We start from the raw sequence: 16,609 nt of genomic DNA, 5'->3' as shown, positions 1-16,609 counted from the left end.
TTTTTTTTGTAAAAATCAGGCTTTCTGAGAAGCATTCTAACTTATTTGCGTATGTTAATTTTAAGGAGGGTGTTATGAAAGACTATCTGAAAAAGTACCCATATCTGATTACCGTTCCCGTGGTTTTAGTGATTGCTGTTTTTTTCTTTTTAACTAGAGAACCGGAACAGGAAACCGTTGATCCAGCACTCTTTTCAACAGAAAGCAGTGTAAAGGAAACAGCTGAGTCTAGCAGTCAGGAGTGGTACGTCGATGTTAAAGGTGCAGTCAAAAAGACTGGCATGTATCGTATCACACAAGGTATGCGCTTAATGGATGCAATTGATCTGGCGGGTGGTTTTACAGCGGATGCGGATCAAAATCAAATGAATTTTTCAAAATTATTAGCAGATCAGGAGATTATTTATGTACCAAAAATCGGAGAAGAAGTCCCCGTAATCAACGAGGTCAGCCCAACTGGAGGTGGAACAGGCTCAAACTCAGAAACAGCAAAAATCAATATCAATACAGCTGACGCAGCTGAATTACAGCAGTTATCAGGAATCGGTGAAAAGCGTGCTGCGGACATCATTAAATATCGTGAGGAAAATGGCAGTTTTCATGCGATAGAAGATTTGACCAAAGTATCCGGAATTGGTGAAAAGACGCTTGAAAATTTGAAGGACTCGATTACAATATAAGAAAGATCGAAAGAGAGGACGACTAATTTGACGACAGAAAGAATACCTTGGGATCAATATTTTATGGCGCAGGCCGTTTTACTATCATTAAGAAGTACATGTACTCGTTTGGAGGTTGGTGCGACGATTGTGCGCGACAAGCGAATCATTGCAGGAGGGTATAATGGTTCAGTCAGCGGGGATGTCCATTGTATGGATGAAGGCTGCTATGTCGTTGACGGACATTGTTTACGAACGATCCATGCGGAAATGAATGCGTTGCTGCAATGCGCTAAATTGGGAATCGCGACGGATCAAGCCGAGGTGTACGTGACACATTTTCCATGTTTAGCGTGTACTAAAGCGTTGCTGCAGGCTGGAATCAAAAAGATTCATTACTTGAAGGATTATCGCAATGATCCATACGCAATTGAGCTAATTAATCAAGTAGGTGCCAGTGCACATCAGGTCCACTTGGAAAGCAAATACTTTACAAAATTGCAATTAGGAGAAGATGCTGCCACATTGCCAGAAGGATAGAATCCTTTCGCAATTATTTAATCTTACCGATTCTGAGCGCTATTTTAGTGGCGAGTTTGTTTTATCAGTTTCATTTATTGCTGCTGTTGCTATTGAGTAGTTTAATTATTCGAATGATCTGCATGAAAAATCGTCGGCTTTGGCTGATGGTCTTTTTGTGCAGTTTTTTTCTTAGTTTACGAACGTATTATTATGTAAACAAACTTGAGAATGAGCCTCAGAAGATAACAAATGGCTATTTGAAAATTCAAACGGACTCGATAAAGGTTGATGGGAACTCGCTAAAGTTGACAGGAAAAATACAAGGGAAAAAATATTTAGTTTATCATACCTTGAAGTCTCCAGCAGAGAAGGCGATTTGGCAAGGAAAAGCGTTACCTAATATGGCTATAGTCAATGGAGATACTGAAGATTTTGACAATGCCAGAAATCTAAATGGATTTGATGCAAAAAAATACTATCAAAGTCTTGGGTTTACTCAGACTTTGCAAGCAGAGTCAATAAAGCCTTTCAATATACAGCAATTTTCAATCAGCACTGTGCGGCACCAATTAATCTGGAGGATTGACCAGCGTTATTCTAGTCGGTTAGCTAGTTATATCAAAGCGTTAGTAATTGGCTATAAAGATGCTCAATTTGCTGATTATACTTCTGCCTACAAGACAACAGGGCTCTTACATTTGTTTACACTATCAGGGTTGCATATCCAGTTTTACTTAGGCGGGGTTCATTTGCTTCTGAAGAGAGCTGGGCTGGTCAGAGAGACGCGACTTCTTTTGTTGAGTGCAGTTGGACTTCTATTGATCTTTTTGACTGGTGGCGGTTTTAGTACAATCCGGGCAGTTGTGAGTTTTCTTATTGCATTTGCATGCTTGACCCTTGATATCCAGCTTTCAAAACTTGATCAGTGGAGTATTATGCTATTTTTACTAATCCTTTGTTTTCCACTAGTATTTTGGTCAGTTGGTGCGCAGCTAAGCTTATATTTTGCGTTGATACTGTCCTATCTTAACGATTTGCGTTTAAAAACTTGGCAACAGCTAGTTTTATTTTCTGCTTTTGCCTTGCCGATTATGATCTATAGCTTTAGTGAATGGACAATTATCGGCGGGTTATTTACGATCCTACTGTTTCCTCTTTTCGAATGGTTGATCTTACCAGGGTGTATCGTTCTCTTTTTGGGCTGTTTTTTGCCGATCCCGCAATTTTTAAGTTTTTTACTAGAGCAGTTCTTTCGATTGCTTGAAAAAGTATTAGCGTTAGCGGCTTTTCCAAATCTAACGATAGGTCGTCCAACGTTTACGATCCTTTTATTTCTCATTCTGACTGTCCTTTTATTAATTGATCGTTTGAAATATCAGCGAAAAACATATTGGTTATTGGGGCTTGCCTTCTTGCTAATAGCTTCTGTCACTTTTTCAACAAAAGGTATGGTGGCCTTTGTAGATGTGGGTCAAGGCGACAGTATCTTTATCAAGCTACCCTTCAAGCAGGAGACCTTTTTGATTGATACTGGTGGACGTTTAAAATTCAAGCAAAAGAAATGGCAAACACGTCAATCAAAACACCTTTCGGACTATAATCTATTACCATTTTTGAAGTCATTAGGTTGTACAAAGATTGATCATTTACTAATTACTCATAATGACGCCGATCACATGGGAGAAATGGTGAACGTGCTAGAGAACGTTAAGGTAAAAAATCTCTATCTAGCAAAAGGGTCTCAGATAGAGCTGAAGAAGCTGATTCAATCGATCAAAGGCACTAAGATCCATTTAGTGAAAAAGGGAGACACAGTCGGTAATAAACTTAAGTTGCAGATACTTTCGCCTGAAAAGAGCCAAGGAGATAACGACGATTCACTGGTCACTTATTTTACATTAAACCATCAACGTTTCTTATTGACTGGTGATTTAGAAACAACGGGAGAAGAAGCACTGATTCGACATTATCCGCAGCTGAAAGTAGATTTTTTAAAGGTCGGACACCATGGCAGCAATACGTCAACTGGAGAAGAGCTGTTAGAAAAAATCCGGCCGAAATACGCGGTCATTTCCGCTGGTAAAAAGAACCGATATGGTCATCCGACTCAAGAGACCTTAACAAAATTAAATAAGCAGAAGATCCGCATTTTTCGAACAGATCAACAAGGGATGATTTATTATCAATGGTCCGCCATTACAAAACGAGGAGAAATCAAACTCCTAATAGATTTTCTGGAATAATCGTGGTAGCATAAATAGTCAGGTCTTTCGTTTGTCGATAAAGATCATATGAAGAACAACAGTTTGAATTAGGAGTAATGACATGAATACACAAGAAGCCCTTCAGCAAATCAGAAATGCGCCATTGAAACCAGTCTATCTTGTAACCGGCACGGAAGATTATTTGATTCAGGAAATTCGTCAGGCGTTTTTAGATCGAATGAAGAAGGATGATTTAGAGGAATTGAACTTCATGTCTTTTGATATGGAAGAAAATGGTTTAGGAGCAGTAATTGACGAGGCTGAAACATTACCGTTTTTCGGTGATTATCGGTTGATTTTTGTTGAGAAGCCTTATTTTTTAACTGGGGAAAAGAAAAGCAATGTTCCCGAGCAAGATACTGATAGTTTAGTAGATTATTTAAAACAACCACTGGATACTTCGATCGTTGTTTTTTGGGCAACCTATCCTAAGCTGGATGCCCGTAAAAAAATCACGAAGGCCTTGAAAAAGACCACTGTGATTGATGCAGCACCGCTACAGGAGCGGGATTTGCGCAATTTTTTACAGCGTTATATTAGTAATGAACAGGTGAAGATTTCAAAGGAAGCTTTTGATCTATTCTTGCGGCTGACTGATTTTGATCTTTCCAAGGCAATGAACGAAATTGAAAAGCTGTTATTGCTGGCAGGCGAAGGCGGAACCATCACCCTGCAATTGGTTCAAGATTTGGTACCTAAAACATTGGAACATAATATTTTTGAATTGACTGAACAGATTTTAAAAGGAGATACAGCAAAAGCCTATCAAACCTACGAAGAACTTCATCTTCAAGGGGAGGAGACCATTAAGCTGACCGCCATCTTGATTGGCCAGATCCGACTGCTATTACAAACAAAGATTTTGCAAAAAATCGGTTATCAGCAGGCCAATATCGCTGAGACATTAGGTGTGCATCCTTATCGCGTGAAGCTGGCGATGCAACAGGTAGCGAAATTTCCATTGGATTTACTCGTACCCATGTATGATGAGTTGGTGCAAAATGATTATGAAGTGAAAACTGGACAAGCTGAGAAAGAATTGAGTTTTCAGCTGTTTATTTTAAAATCAACAGAGCGCATTAAAAATTAGAATTTTTTCTCAATTGGACTCTATAATTATCCAATTTATTAAACCAGCAGGTCATTTTTGACAGGCTGGTTTTTTCGTATTTTTAGCAGCCAAGAATAAAAATATACCGCTAAATGAAAAGCTTTCTCAATTAGAGTTGTTAGAACTCAAAAATCCATCGAAAAACATGTTTTATTAAAAAAATAGCGAATAAAAATCCCAATGAGATGTTCATTAATTCACGGTTTTGAGTTATGATAAAAGTGGCAAACTTCTAATATTTATTTTGAGGTTTCTTTCCAAAATGCAAAAAAGGGCTTTCATTATTTAAGGAATAATAGCCAAATCTTATTGGCTTTATTTATCCAAAATCAGATAAGAAGGAAGGATGAACAAAATGACACTAGCAAAGATCGTTTATGCAACTAACACAGGAAACACAGAAGGAATCTCTGAAATTCTGGAGGATGCTTTCGAAGCAAACGGTATCGACGTTGAACGCGTTGACGCTGATGATGCGGAAGCAGATTTTTATGAAGATGCGGATATCTGTGTCCTAGCTACCTATACTGATGGAGATGGCGAGATACCGTTTGATTTGGAAGATTTCCACGAAGAACTGCCAGATGAAGATCTATCAGGAAAAGTTTATGGTGTTGTAGGAAGCGGAGACAGTGAATTATATCCGGATTATTTCTGTCATGCGGCGATTGCATTCGATGAAGCCTTTGCTAAAACTGGGGCGAAAAAAGCAGCAGAAACATTGAAAATCGAAAATGAAGCGGACGATGATGACGAAGAAGTATTGAAAGCTTTTGTAAAAACGCTGATCGAAGCAGCGGAGTAAGGAATCACATTGAAAGAACGGAGTGAGGATTTGTTTAAAGTATTAGAACGCAAGGAACTGGCACCAACGGAATTTGAAATTTTAGTTGATGCACCACGAATTGCCAGTAAAGCGCAACCAGGGCAGTTTGTGATCTTGCGAATCGACGAAAATGGTGAGCGTATTCCGCTGACTGTCGTTGATACGGACAAAGAAGCGGGTTGGGTACGCTTAATCTTTCAAGTGATCGGCAAATCGACAGCCCAGCTCGCGACTGTTATGGCTGGTGAAGCTTTAACGGATATTGTAGGTCCGTTAGGAAAAGCAACAGATATTGAGAATTATGGTACCGTTCTCTTGGTAGGAGGCGGTGTTGGGATAGCGGCATTGTTCCCGATCGTAAAAGGATTAAAGGAAGCCGGAAATCGTGTAATTACTGTTCTTGGAGCGAAAAACAAGGATTTATTGATACTTCAAGAAGATTGCGGAAAGTATTCCGATGAGCTGATTCTGATGACGGATGATGGGTCACTTGGGGAAAAAGGACTCGTTACGGATGCCATGGAAGAAGTTTTCAAACGTGAAAAAATTTCGATGGCCTGGGCGATTGGTCCAAGTATTATGATGAAATTTTGCACACTTACTGCGCAGAAATATGATGTACCGATTTACGTTTCATTAAATCCAATTATGATCGATGGGACTGGTATGTGCGGCGGTTGTCGTGTAACCGTAGGCGATTCGATTAAATTCGCTTGTGTTGACGGGCCGGAATTTTTAGGCGAAGAAGTCGATTGGGATGAGTTTGTCAATCGAATGCAGCAATATCGTCCAGAGGAATTACTGGCTAACGAAAGATATGAAAAGCAGGTGAGTTCAAATGGCTAAACGCAGTTATACAAAAACGCCAATGAAGGAGCAAGCCCCTGAGATCCGCAATCAAAACTTTGATGAAGTGGCATTGGGCTACACCTTGGAAGAGGGCCGACTAGAAGCAAGTCGTTGTTTGCAATGTAAAAATGCCCCTTGTATTACAGAATGTCCTGTAATGATCGATATTCCTGGCTTTATCAAGGCGATCGAAGAAGGGGATATGCCGTTAGCCTATGAAATTTTAGGTCGGTATACAAATTTACCTGCAATCTGCGGACGTGTTTGTCCACAGGAGAAACAATGTGAAATGGTTTGCCGATTAGGGCGTTCCAAGAAGTTTGAGCCAGTAGCCATCGGAAAGTTAGAACGATTAGTTGCAGACTGGGCGTTGGAGCAACCTTTTGAATACAAAGAAGTCAGTGGCGACAAGGGCCGCGTAGCAGTAATTGGTTCAGGGCCTTCTGGCCTTACCACGGCAGGTGATTTAGCGAAATTAGGCTACGATGTGACTGTCTATGAAGCATTACATGCACCAGGTGGTGTTTTGACTTACGGAATTCCAGAATTCCGTCTGCCAAAACGAATTGTTAAGCAAGAAATCGAGCGGATCGTCGCACAAGGGGTAAAAATCGAAACAAATGTCGTCGTAGGAAAAACGATTACTATGGACGAGATCATTGATGAGTTTGACGCCTGCTATCTTTCTGTTGGAGCGGGTGCTCCAAGATTCCAAGGTATCAAAGGGACGTCATTAAACGGAGTCTACTCATCTAGTGAATACTTAACTCGAGTAAATTTGATGCACGGCTATCAATTCCCTGAGTACGATACCCCCGTTCAAAAATCAAAAAATGTCGTTGTTATCGGTGGCGGAAATGTTGCAATGGACGCTGCGCGATCAGCAAAACGTTTAGGAGCAGAAAAAGTATCAATTGTTTATCGACGCTCGTTAGAAGAATTACCAGCTCGTGAGGAAGAGTATCACCATTCAGTTGAAGAAGGAATTGAATACCATTGGTTAAGCAATCCTATCGAATACATAGACGATGGCAACGGACGATTAAAGGCCGTCAAATGTGTTCAAATGGAGTTAGGCGAACCAGATGAATCTGGCCGCCGTCGACCAATCGTTATTCCAGGCAGTGAGTTCATTATTGAAGCAGATACTGCTATCGAAGCAATCGGACAAGGGGCTAATAAAGTTTTATTAGATACGTTCCCTGAGCTCGCATTGAATAAATGGGGATACATCGATGCTGATGAAGAAACCTGTGCAACTTCGATCCCAAGTGTTTTCGCTGGAGGAGATATCGTGACAGGTGCAGCCACTGTTATTTTAGCAATGGGTGCTGGAAAAATCGCAGCAAATGAAATTGATCAATACATTCAAAAGACAAAGCAGGAGCAATTGGTTTAAGCGAGGTGCAAATGATGAAAACTATGAAAACAATGGATGGAAATACAGCAGCGGCGCATATATCCTACGCATTTACTGAAGTTGCAGGAATCTATCCGATCACTCCTAGTTCAACGATGGCGGAAGTCGTTGATGAGTGGGCAGAACAGGGTCGCAAGAATATTTTCAACGAGACAGTTAAGGTAGTAGAGATGCAATCAGAAGCCGGTGCTGCTGGAACGGTCCATGGTTCCCTGAAAACAGGAGTCCTAACCACGACTTATACAGCTTCACAAGGTTTGCTGTTGATGATTCCAAACATGTTTAAAATCGCTGGTGAGTTATTACCGACCGTTTTCCACGTAGCGGCACGTGCAGTATCCACCAACGCATTAAGTATCTTCGGTGATCACAGTGATGTAATGGCTGCTCGCCAAACAGGTTTTTGTATGCTAGCAGAAGGTGGCGTCCAAGAAGTAATGGACTTGTCCGCAGTGGCACACTTAGCAAGTATCGAAGGCAAGCTGCCGTTCATGAACTTTTTTGATGGCTTTAGAACAAGTCATGAGCTGCAAAAAATCGAAGTCATTGACTACGATGATTTAAAGGCAATGATGAACTGGGAAGCTTTAGCTGACTTTAGAAGATTAGGAATGAACCCTAATCGTCCAAATGTATCTGGTACAGCACAAAATCCCGATATTCATTTCCAACAAAGAGAAACAGTCAATCGCTATTACGATGAAATGCCTGCGATTGTGCAGAAGTATATGAACAAGATCAACAATCTGCGTGGTACGAACTATGATTTGACGAATTACTATGGTGATCCTGAAGCAACAGAAGTGATCATCGCGATGGGGTCAGCTTCTCCAACAATCCAGCAAACGGTCGACTATCTGAATGCAAACGGTCGTAAAGTTGGCTTCCTAGATATTCATTTGTATCGTCCATTCCCAGCAGAAAACTTGTTGGCGAAATTACCAGAAACGGTTGAAAAAGTAGCGGTTCTAGACCGGACGAAGGAACCTGGATCAGACGGCGAACCTTTATTGCTGGATGTTCAGAGTGTGCTTTATCGTCATACCAATCGACCAATCGTTATCGGCGGCCGTTACGGAATTGCTTCGAAAGATGTGACACCAGATCAAATCGTCGCTGTTTTCAATCATTTGTTATTCCCAGCTGCTGAGCTGAAACAACGGTTTACGATCGGAATCATTGATGATGTGACAAATCTATCCTTGCCAATGAGCGAAGTGCTAGATTTGACACCAAAATCAACCTTCCAAGCGAAATTCTGGGGACTTGGATCAGATGGTACTGTTGGAGCGAATAAGCAAGCGATCAAGATTATCGGGAACAATACCGATTATTATGCACAAGCATATTTCTCTTACGATTCGAAGAAGTCAGGTGGATTGACGAATTCTCATTTACGTTTCGGGAAAGAACCAATTCTTTCTACTTACAATGTAGAAGCGGCTGACTTTGTCGGTTGTCACAATAGCGCTTATATCCATCAATATGATTTATTAAAGGGCTTAAAAGATGGCGGTACTTTCTTATTGAATACAGTTTGGGATGAAGAGAAGGTCAAGCAATTATTGCCAAACCGTCTCAAACGCTATTTAGCTGACCACAATATTAATTTCTATATTATCAATGCGATGGACATCGCTCAAAAAACTGGCTTAGGTGGACGGATCAATCAAGTGATGTCAACAGCTTTCTTTGAGCTGACGGATATCATGGATCACGAGACTTATCTACCACTGCTTAAGGCAGAAGTAGATGCTGCCTACGGTAAGAAATCTAGAACAATCGTTGAACGTAATTGGCAGGCGATTGATGCGACTGTCGCTGAATTGAAGAAAATTGAGATTCCAGCTGAGTGGGCTGAAGTTGAAGGTAAGGCGCTGTTTAGCGGCGGCGATGACACCAAACCAGACTACATTCGCAATATTCTTGAACCAGTGAATCGTCAGGAAGGAAATCAGCTTTCTGTCAATGACTTGATCGAAAACGGCATGCTAGGCGGCGTAATGCCTTCTGGTACAGCGGCTTATGAGAAACGCGGAATTGCGCTAGAAGTTCCTGAGTGGATTCCTGAAGCCTGTACAATGTGTAATGAATGTGCCTTTATCTGTCCACATGCAGCGATTCGACCATTCCTTGCTGATGATGAAGAAATGGCAGCAGCTCCTGAAGGCTTTGTGACTCGCGACATGCGTGGAAAAGACGGCTTAAAATATCGTATCCAAGTTTCTTTAGAGGATTGTACTGGCTGTGGACTATGTGTAGAAGCTTGTCCAGCTAAAGAAAAAGCTCTGGTGATGAGATCATATGAGGAACAAAAAGAACAAGCGATGAATTGGGCATTTGCCATGACATTGCGTCAAAAAGAAAATCCAGCGAAGAAATTCTCCGTTAAAGGCTCTCAATTTGAGCAACCGTTGTTAGAGTTCTCAGGAGCTTGTGCCGGTTGTGGGGAAACACCATACGTGAAGCTTTTGACACAGTTATTTGGGGATCGGATGATGGTCGCTAACACGACTGGCTGTTCTTCTATCTGGGGCGGTTCAGCACCAGCGACACCGTATACAGTCAATCAAGACGGACGTGGCCCAGCTTGGAGTAACTCGCTATTTGAGGACAATGCTGAATATGGCTTAGGAATGCATATGGCGAATGAAACAAAACGCAATCGAGTAGCGAATAAAATTTCTTCAGCTTTAGCAAAAGGTCTCGGTTCTGAAGATACAAAAGCACAGATGCAGGATTGGTTGGACCATATGTTAGAAGGTGAAGGCAGTCAGCAACGTGCTGCTAAATTGAGCGCGGTATTGAGCGAAGAAACAGATCCAGAATTGCAATCTATTCTAGCTGATAGCGAAATGTTTGCTAAACCTAGCCAATGGATTATTGGCGGAGATGGTTGGGCATACGATATCGGCTTTAGCGGAATCGACCATGTTCTTGCTTCTGGCGAAGATGTGAACATTTTGGTAATGGATAATGAAGTTTATGCCAATACCGGTGGTCAAATGTCGAAAGCAACACCATCAGCAGCTATTGCGAAATTCGCTGCCGGCGGTAAGAAGACGAAGAAAAAAGATCTCGGTATGATTGCCATGACTTATCGCGATGTTTATGTCGCACAGGTTGCAATCGAGGCCAACCCAACACAGGCTTTAAAAGCGATTCAAGAAGCGGAGGCTTATCCTGGACCTTCATTGGTGATCGGCTATACACCTTGTATCAATCATGGTATCCGCGGTGGTATGAGCAAATCTATCGAAGAATCTACGAAAGCTGTAGAATCAGGTTATTGGCCGCTTTATCGCTATGATCCTGTTCGTGCACAAAAGGGTAAAGACCCAATGCGTATCGACTTCAAGAAAACAGACTTCAGCAAGATGAATGACTTCTTAGAAGGTCAAACTCGATTCTCTGCTTTGCATAACATCAAGAAAGATGATGCGCTAGTAGAAGAAATGCTGAATCAAACAGTTGAAGATATGGAAGAACGCGCGAAAAGTTACGAAGAACTAATGAATAAATAAAGCATAGCGTCGATGCAGAGTGTATCGGCGCTATCTTTATGAGCACAAATAAAAAAACCGATCATTTGATCGGTTTTTATTATTTAGCTAATTTTTTAGCAAGACGTGCTTTATCACGGTTTGCTTTGTTTTTGTGGATCAAACCTTTTGATTCAGCCATATCGATTGCTTTAGCAGCTTCTTTGTAAAGATCGTTCATATTTTCAGCGCCAGCAGCAACAGCTTCTTCGAATTTCTTAACAGTAGTACGCATTGCGCTCATTTGTGATGAGTTTTTAGCGTTAGCAGCTTCGCTAGTGCGGACACGTTTGATTGCAGATTCAATGTTTGGCATGGATTTCACCTCCGAATTCAGTCTTATACGGTTAATACCGTACAATTCAACATTACTCATTATACATAAAGCCGCTTTTTAATGCAATAAAATCGTGACAAGTTTTTTTCCTTAACAGAAAATAAAGAAAGATAGAAAATTGTTTTCTTTAAATAAATCATAATTTGTATAAGCTCGCATAAAGAAGCAGAATCCTTTGCGATTCTGCTTCTGCCTAATGTTCTGCCTTGTAAAGCGGACAAGAGGTGCATCTTGTTTCATCTAAGCCATCGACTTCTTTTAACGGCATCAGCATTCGTAATCCATTCAGAATAACTAGAATGGTGCTTCCTTCATGTCCCACGACCCCTAAAGGAAGGGTAAGAAATTGAAGAAAGTTACTAGCAATCAGCAATACGATGACACATAAAGAGAAGATAATATTTTGCCGAACGATTCGTCTCATTTTTTTCGCTAAACGATGACTGTACATCAATTTGGTTAAATCATTTTTCATTAAGACCATGTCAGAAACTTCCATTGCCACATCTGTTCCTTCACCCATGGCAATTCCGATACTAGCAGTGGCAAGTGCAGGAGCATCATTGATCCCATCACCAACCATCGCATTGATGGTATATTCCTCCTGCTGTTGCTTTACAAGCTTGGTTTTATCAGCAGGGAGACAGCCGCCGTGGTAATCATTTAAGCCTAACTGTTGAGCGACATATTTCGCTGCTCCAAGATTATCACCAGTGAGCATTACTGTTTCGACTGCTTGGTCTTGGAAGTAGGAGATCACTTCAGAGGTAAATGGTTTAGGCAAATCCATTAAGGCCAAAAGTGCCACGATTTCTTCATTTTTACTAAGAACCACGACTGTTTTACCTTCGTCGTGCCATTGTTCAATGAGTGGGTGCTGTTGTTTCTTCAGTGGTTTTCCTAATTGCCATGTCTCACCGTGATAGGTGGTTTGTAACCCGAAACCGGCCTTTTCCTCCACCTGTAGTTCCAGTGTTTTTTCATCCTTAAAGAAATTGGTAATCGCCACAGCTAATGGATGAGTCGATTGTCGTTCCATAGAGTAAAACAATCGTGGAATGACAGGTTCGTCAGAAAATGTTTTGTAATCTGTTACTCGTGGTTTTCCTTGGGTCAGTGTTCCCGTCTTGTCAAAAGAGATCGCTCGTAGGTCAGCTAGTTTTTCAAGGGTTTTCCCAGATTTGAACAGGATACCTTTTTTCGCACCATTGGAAATCGCTGCAAGTGTCGCCGGAGTAGCAGAGGCCACCAAAGCACAAGGTGAAGCGACAACTAAAAGCACCATTCCACGATAAAAGCTTTCTGTAAAGCTCCAACCAAGTACAAAGTGAGTCAATAGAATCATCAAAGGGACTGCGATCAGAACGATCTTCACATAAACATTTTCGATTTTCTCAATAAACGTCGCAGTAGCGCTTTGTTCATTTTGAGCATTTTCAACTAACTTCAAAATCTGTGCAAACAAGGTATCATCGCTGGTCTTGGTCACTTCTAAAGTAAAAGCCTGACCTAGGTTAATTGTTCCGCTGAAAGCATCATCGTTTATGGCCTTTTCCACTGGAACAGATTCACCAGAAATCGCTGACTCGTCAATTGAAGAGGAGGATAACATGCGACCGTCAATCGGGACTGCTTGGCCTTTCGGTACGAAAACAAAGTCACCGACGGCTAATTCTTCGACAGGAACCGTAATGTGTTTTTCGTCGACGATTTTTATCGCCTCATTTGGAGCGACATTCATCAGAGCAGTGATTTCTTTAGTACTTTTGTTAGTAGCATATTCCTCCAAAGCACCACTTAGACAGAAAATAAAGGTCAGCATTGCTCCTTCAAACCAGTTTCCGATTAAACACGCACCGATTGCTGCTAACGCCATCAGTAAATCGACATTTAAGGTACGTTCATGGACTAGTTCGCTGAGTCCTTCATAGGTTTGCTTCCAGCCGCCGCTAATAATCGCTAAGATGAAAAAGAGGGGATAGATAGATTGAGAAAGCTCAATTAAAATTCTTCCAACAATTAAAAATACTAAACAGAAAAGGGTAGAGAGAAAAGCATTTCGTTCTTTTTTACTCATCACTTTTCCTCCTTTCAATTTGTAAGCCGCAAATGATTTCACGTTTATCTTCACCATTATAGTAACACAGGAGTCAGTGTAAATGATAATGAAATTCGCTAATTGAGAACGAAAGTAATTATCAATTAGGGTTGAGAATGACTATCATTAGTATTTATGTTAGTGAAAGCTTTTATATTAACGTTTCAAAGAAGATTTTCTTTTTGTTTTTAATTTATAATTAGTATTATTTACGTTGAAGCAATACCACCATGGCAAAAAAAGACAGCTGCTTTCACATTAAATTTGATGTTTAATGAATAAATCAAAAAAATAAGTTCCAAGCTCAACATTTTAAGCTTGGAACTTATTTTATATCCATTCAGATCCTACATAGCAATTAGCCAATAGCCGATCAAGATGATTCCTAGAACGATTCGATACCAACCAAAGGCGGTAAAATCGTTTCGTTTAATATAATCCAATAAGAATTTGATAGCAATGATCGAAACGACAAAGGCAGTCACCATACCAACTAAAAGTACAACGATTTCGGAAATGCCAAAGCTGTTTCCATTCATCAAAAACTTGACGATTTTCAATCCACTAGCCCCAAACATTACTGGAATACCTAAGAAGAAAGAAAATTCCGTTGCTACAAAGCGTGAGCTTCCGATGATGATAGCTCCTAAAATCGTTGCTCCTGAACGTGAAGTTCCGGGAATCAAAGATAGTAGCTGAAAGACTCCAACAATCAATGCGGCTTTATAGGTAAAATCATTTAAATTGGTACATTTAGGTGTTTTTGTTTTATTGTGTTTTTCAACAACAATAAAGGCAATCCCATAAACGATCAGCATGATCGCTACTGGTAAGAATTTGTGGAAATGGGCCTCTAAAAAATCATCTAACGGCAACCCAATCACCGCAGCAGGCACACAGGCAATAATTACCTTAAACCATAATGTCCAAGTGTCGTTTTTTTCCTGATGCGACTTACTAGCTGAGAAGGGGTTGAGTTTATTGAAATATAAAACCACCACGGCTAAAATCGCACCTAACTGAATTACAACATTGAACATTTCGGTAAAAGCGGCACTCATATTCATCTTGATGAACTCATCCGCTAAAATTAAATGACCTGTGGAAGAAATCGGTAACCATTCGGTAATCCCTTCGACGATCCCAAGAATAATTGCTTTGAAAATATTGGCAATAAGCATAGTTTACGTCCTTTCAAATTAATAACAATCATTAGTATACCGTTTCACCTTTAAAAAGACCATCGAAAAAAGGCTAAGCTTTTTATAAGAAAAAAACTGCCGACAGTTGTCGACAGTTCAAAATGCTATTCGTCAATTTGATCTGAGATAGTTTTTCCCCGTTCCATATAACTGATGTCATTGATTGCACGGATGGAGAATTCCCCATTTTCGTAACGCAGGCGATTGATACTGCCGTTAAGCAAGTTTGCACGAACCGGTTGTTTTGAATCGATTAAGCTTAATAAGAAGGCAATTGTCAAACCATGAGAAACGATCAGGACATTTCCGCCGCCTTGCTTTTCACGGTGTTGTGCGATGTCTTCAAAGCCTTGCCATACGCGATCACGCAATTTTTCATAAGGTTCTGCCCAGTTTGCCGTATCAGCAGCGAAAACGGCATTGGCGATTTCCTCAAAGCTCACTTCAGTCGCGAAAAGCTCATCTTCAGTCTTGAAGTTCAATACTCGTGGTAAAACGCCCCACATCTCTGCATCAAAACCGCCTTCTAATGAACCAAAGCACCATTCGCGAATGCGGGGATCGACGTGATAAGGAATATCTTTTCCATCAGGATGCTCACCTAAAAGAATGCGCATAGTTTCAATCGCTCGACCAGAATCGCTGGAGTAAGCTTCTTCAAACTTCGTGTCTTGCAAGCCCAAACCAACATAGTGAATGCCGTCACGCCCGCTTTGAGTAAGGGGAGTGTCACACCAGCCTTGCACACGAGCCAACGTATTGAACATTGTTTTACCATGTCGAACGATATAAAGATTTGTTTCTGCCATATTTAAAACCTCCAAAAAGTTGATTAATTAAAGAATGGATTCGTATCGATCTCATGACCGATTGTCGTCGCAGGACCATGCCCCGGATAAGCCGGTAATTCCCGCGGAAGAGTGAATAGATACGTTTTGATACTGTATAGTAATTGCTGCATGTCGCCAGTGTATAGATCCGTACGCCCGATACTACCCTTGAACAGCGCGTCACCCACCACTACGAAATCATCAAAAATGAAGCTCAGGCTGCCAATTGAATGTCCCGGTGTTGGTACAACTTGAAAAGTCATATCACCAATCGTATACTCCTTCATTTCAAATTCGTATTCTGCTGGTTGAACGATCAGATCAGGCATATTATCATGACGACCAAGACCAGATAGATTTAAAATTGGATCGCCCAGCCATTTTTGTTCCAGTGGGCTCACGTATACGGGGATTCCATATTTATTTCGCAGCTGCTCAACTGCACCAATATGGTCGTAATGGGTGTGCGTCAAAAGAATGGCTCGCGGAGTTTTTCCAATGCGTTTGATTTCTTGAATTAAACGATCTCCCTCTGAGCCAGGATCAACGATCAATAAATTGTGTTCGTTATGAATCAAGTAGCAATTTTCTTGCGCGATTCCAGTAACAAAACCTTCGATTTGAATCATTATTTTTATTTTCCCCCTGAAAACTAAAAGTGTATTTCTTGATTCGATTCACTATTGCTGACTCAAAATGAGTATCAATAAATTTAGAATCACGAATTCCTTCTTCATTATACCTTAAAAGTAAAAAAATTGTGGCTCCTCTGAACGATTTTGACATTTCTATCAGGGATTTTGCGAATCATTTTAATGAGAGTTATACAACGAATATTGATTAAATGAAGAGCCTGTAGAAACATTTATGCTCATTCAGAAGAATCAATGGAAGAGAAGCACGAATAAAACTTGACGAGTGATTGAAAATCTTCTATGGTGAAACAGCC

The 16,609-nt window shown here is 40.7% G+C and carries 13 protein-coding genes; 8 read left to right on the top strand and 5 right to left on the bottom strand.

From position 1 onward, the window contains the following. Nucleotides 1-74 precede the first annotated feature (74 nt). The 8 genes from KQI58_RS10005 to nifJ all read left to right on the top strand — a co-directional run bounded on the left by KQI58_RS10005 (nucleotide 75) and on the right by nifJ (nucleotide 11,175). The gene (locus KQI58_RS10005) at nucleotides 75-680 is read left to right on the top strand and encodes a helix-hairpin-helix domain-containing protein (protein WP_216408778.1); all 606 of its coding nucleotides are present in this window, start codon (nucleotides 75-77) and stop codon (nucleotides 678-680) included. Nucleotides 681-707: 27 nt separating this feature from the next. Beyond that, entirely contained in the window at nucleotides 708-1,199 is a 492-nt protein-coding gene (locus tag KQI58_RS10000; RefSeq protein ID WP_216408776.1) for a ComE operon protein 2, read from the top strand. 47 nt (nucleotides 1,200-1,246) lie between these two features. Beyond that, entirely contained in the window at nucleotides 1,247-3,424 is a 2,178-nt protein-coding gene (locus KQI58_RS09995; RefSeq protein WP_216408775.1) for a DNA internalization-related competence protein ComEC/Rec2, read from the top strand. A gap of 82 nt (nucleotides 3,425-3,506) precedes the next feature. Next, complete coding sequence (gene holA, locus KQI58_RS09990; protein WP_216408772.1) at nucleotides 3,507-4,535, top strand: DNA polymerase III subunit delta; 1,029 nt, start codon at nucleotides 3,507-3,509, stop codon at nucleotides 4,533-4,535. Between the two features lie 376 nt (nucleotides 4,536-4,911). Further along, nucleotides 4,912-5,361: a flavodoxin gene (locus KQI58_RS09985; RefSeq protein ID WP_216408770.1), complete on the top strand. Its 450-nt coding sequence runs from the start codon at nucleotides 4,912-4,914 to the stop codon at nucleotides 5,359-5,361. Nucleotides 5,362-5,391: 30 nt separating this feature from the next. After that, complete coding sequence (locus KQI58_RS09980) at nucleotides 5,392-6,228, top strand: sulfide/dihydroorotate dehydrogenase-like FAD/NAD-binding protein (protein ID WP_253295877.1); 837 nt, start codon at nucleotides 5,392-5,394, stop codon at nucleotides 6,226-6,228. Beyond that, nucleotides 6,221-7,630 carry an NADPH-dependent glutamate synthase gene (gltA, locus tag KQI58_RS09975; protein WP_216408767.1) on the top strand — a complete coding sequence of 470 codons (1,410 nt, stop codon included), beginning with the start codon at nucleotides 6,221-6,223 and terminating at the stop codon, nucleotides 7,628-7,630. Before KQI58_RS09980 ends, gltA begins: the two co-directional genes overlap by 8 nt. A gap of 11 nt (nucleotides 7,631-7,641) precedes the next feature. Further along, a complete protein-coding gene (gene nifJ, locus KQI58_RS09970; RefSeq protein WP_216408765.1) occupies nucleotides 7,642-11,175 on the top strand; it encodes a pyruvate:ferredoxin (flavodoxin) oxidoreductase in 3,534 nt (1,177 codons plus the stop codon). A 79-nt stretch (nucleotides 11,176-11,254) separates the two neighbouring features. Here the strand turns inward: nifJ and rpsT are convergent, their stop codons facing one another. The 5 genes from rpsT to KQI58_RS09945 form a co-directional block, all read right to left on the bottom strand. Beyond that, complete coding sequence (gene rpsT / locus KQI58_RS09965; protein ID WP_016180291.1) at nucleotides 11,255-11,509, bottom strand: 30S ribosomal protein S20; 255 nt, start codon at nucleotides 11,507-11,509, stop codon at nucleotides 11,255-11,257. A 214-nt stretch (nucleotides 11,510-11,723) separates the two neighbouring features. Continuing rightward, nucleotides 11,724-13,607 (bottom strand): heavy metal translocating P-type ATPase, encoded by a 1,884-nt coding sequence (locus KQI58_RS09960; protein WP_216408763.1) that lies wholly within the window; start codon nucleotides 13,605-13,607, stop codon nucleotides 11,724-11,726. Nucleotides 13,608-13,975: 368 nt separating this feature from the next. Beyond that, nucleotides 13,976-14,809, bottom strand: a complete 834-nt coding sequence (locus KQI58_RS09955; RefSeq protein WP_216408761.1) for an undecaprenyl-diphosphate phosphatase — start codon at nucleotides 14,807-14,809, stop codon at nucleotides 13,976-13,978. Between the two features lie 125 nt (nucleotides 14,810-14,934). Then, nucleotides 14,935-15,639: a histidine phosphatase family protein gene (locus KQI58_RS09950; RefSeq protein WP_216408759.1), complete on the bottom strand. Its 705-nt coding sequence runs from the start codon at nucleotides 15,637-15,639 to the stop codon at nucleotides 14,935-14,937. Nucleotides 15,640-15,662: 23 nt separating this feature from the next. Then, nucleotides 15,663-16,289: an MBL fold metallo-hydrolase gene (locus tag KQI58_RS09945; protein ID WP_216408757.1), complete on the bottom strand. Its 627-nt coding sequence runs from the start codon at nucleotides 16,287-16,289 to the stop codon at nucleotides 15,663-15,665. Between the last annotated feature and the right edge of the window lie 320 nt (nucleotides 16,290-16,609).

The organism is Enterococcus raffinosus, assembly GCF_018917525.1.
Taxonomy (GTDB): Bacteria; Bacillota; Bacilli; order Lactobacillales; family Enterococcaceae; genus Enterococcus_A; species Enterococcus_A raffinosus_A.
Note: the sequence above shows the minus strand (reverse complement) of the source record. Positions and strands in the feature narration are given on the sequence as shown.

Bases quoted from the DNA above. Each gene is read 5' to 3' on its own strand.
- holA (WP_216408772.1), top strand. From the start codon at position 3,507: ATGAATACACAAGAAGCCCTTCAGCAAATCAGAAATGCGCCATTGAAA.
- gltA (WP_216408767.1), top strand. From the start codon at position 6,221: ATGGCTAAACGCAGTTATACAAAAACGCCAATGAAGGAGCAAGCCCCT.
- KQI58_RS09950 (WP_216408759.1), bottom strand. From the start codon at position 15,639: ATGGCAGAAACAAATCTTTATATCGTTCGACATGGTAAAACAATGTTC.
- KQI58_RS09985 (WP_216408770.1), top strand. From the start codon at position 4,912: ATGACACTAGCAAAGATCGTTTATGCAACTAACACAGGAAACACAGAA.
- KQI58_RS09955 (WP_216408761.1), bottom strand. From the start codon at position 14,809: ATGCTTATTGCCAATATTTTCAAAGCAATTATTCTTGGGATCGTCGAA.
- KQI58_RS09945 (WP_216408757.1), bottom strand. From the start codon at position 16,289: ATGATTCAAATCGAAGGTTTTGTTACTGGAATCGCGCAAGAAAATTGC.
- KQI58_RS10005 (WP_216408778.1), top strand. From the start codon at position 75: ATGAAAGACTATCTGAAAAAGTACCCATATCTGATTACCGTTCCCGTG.
- rpsT (WP_016180291.1), bottom strand. From the start codon at position 11,509: ATGCCAAACATTGAATCTGCAATCAAACGTGTCCGCACTAGCGAAGCT.
- KQI58_RS09960 (WP_216408763.1), bottom strand. From the start codon at position 13,607: ATGAGTAAAAAAGAACGAAATGCTTTTCTCTCTACCCTTTTCTGTTTA.
- nifJ (WP_216408765.1), top strand. From the start codon at position 7,642: ATGATGAAAACTATGAAAACAATGGATGGAAATACAGCAGCGGCGCAT.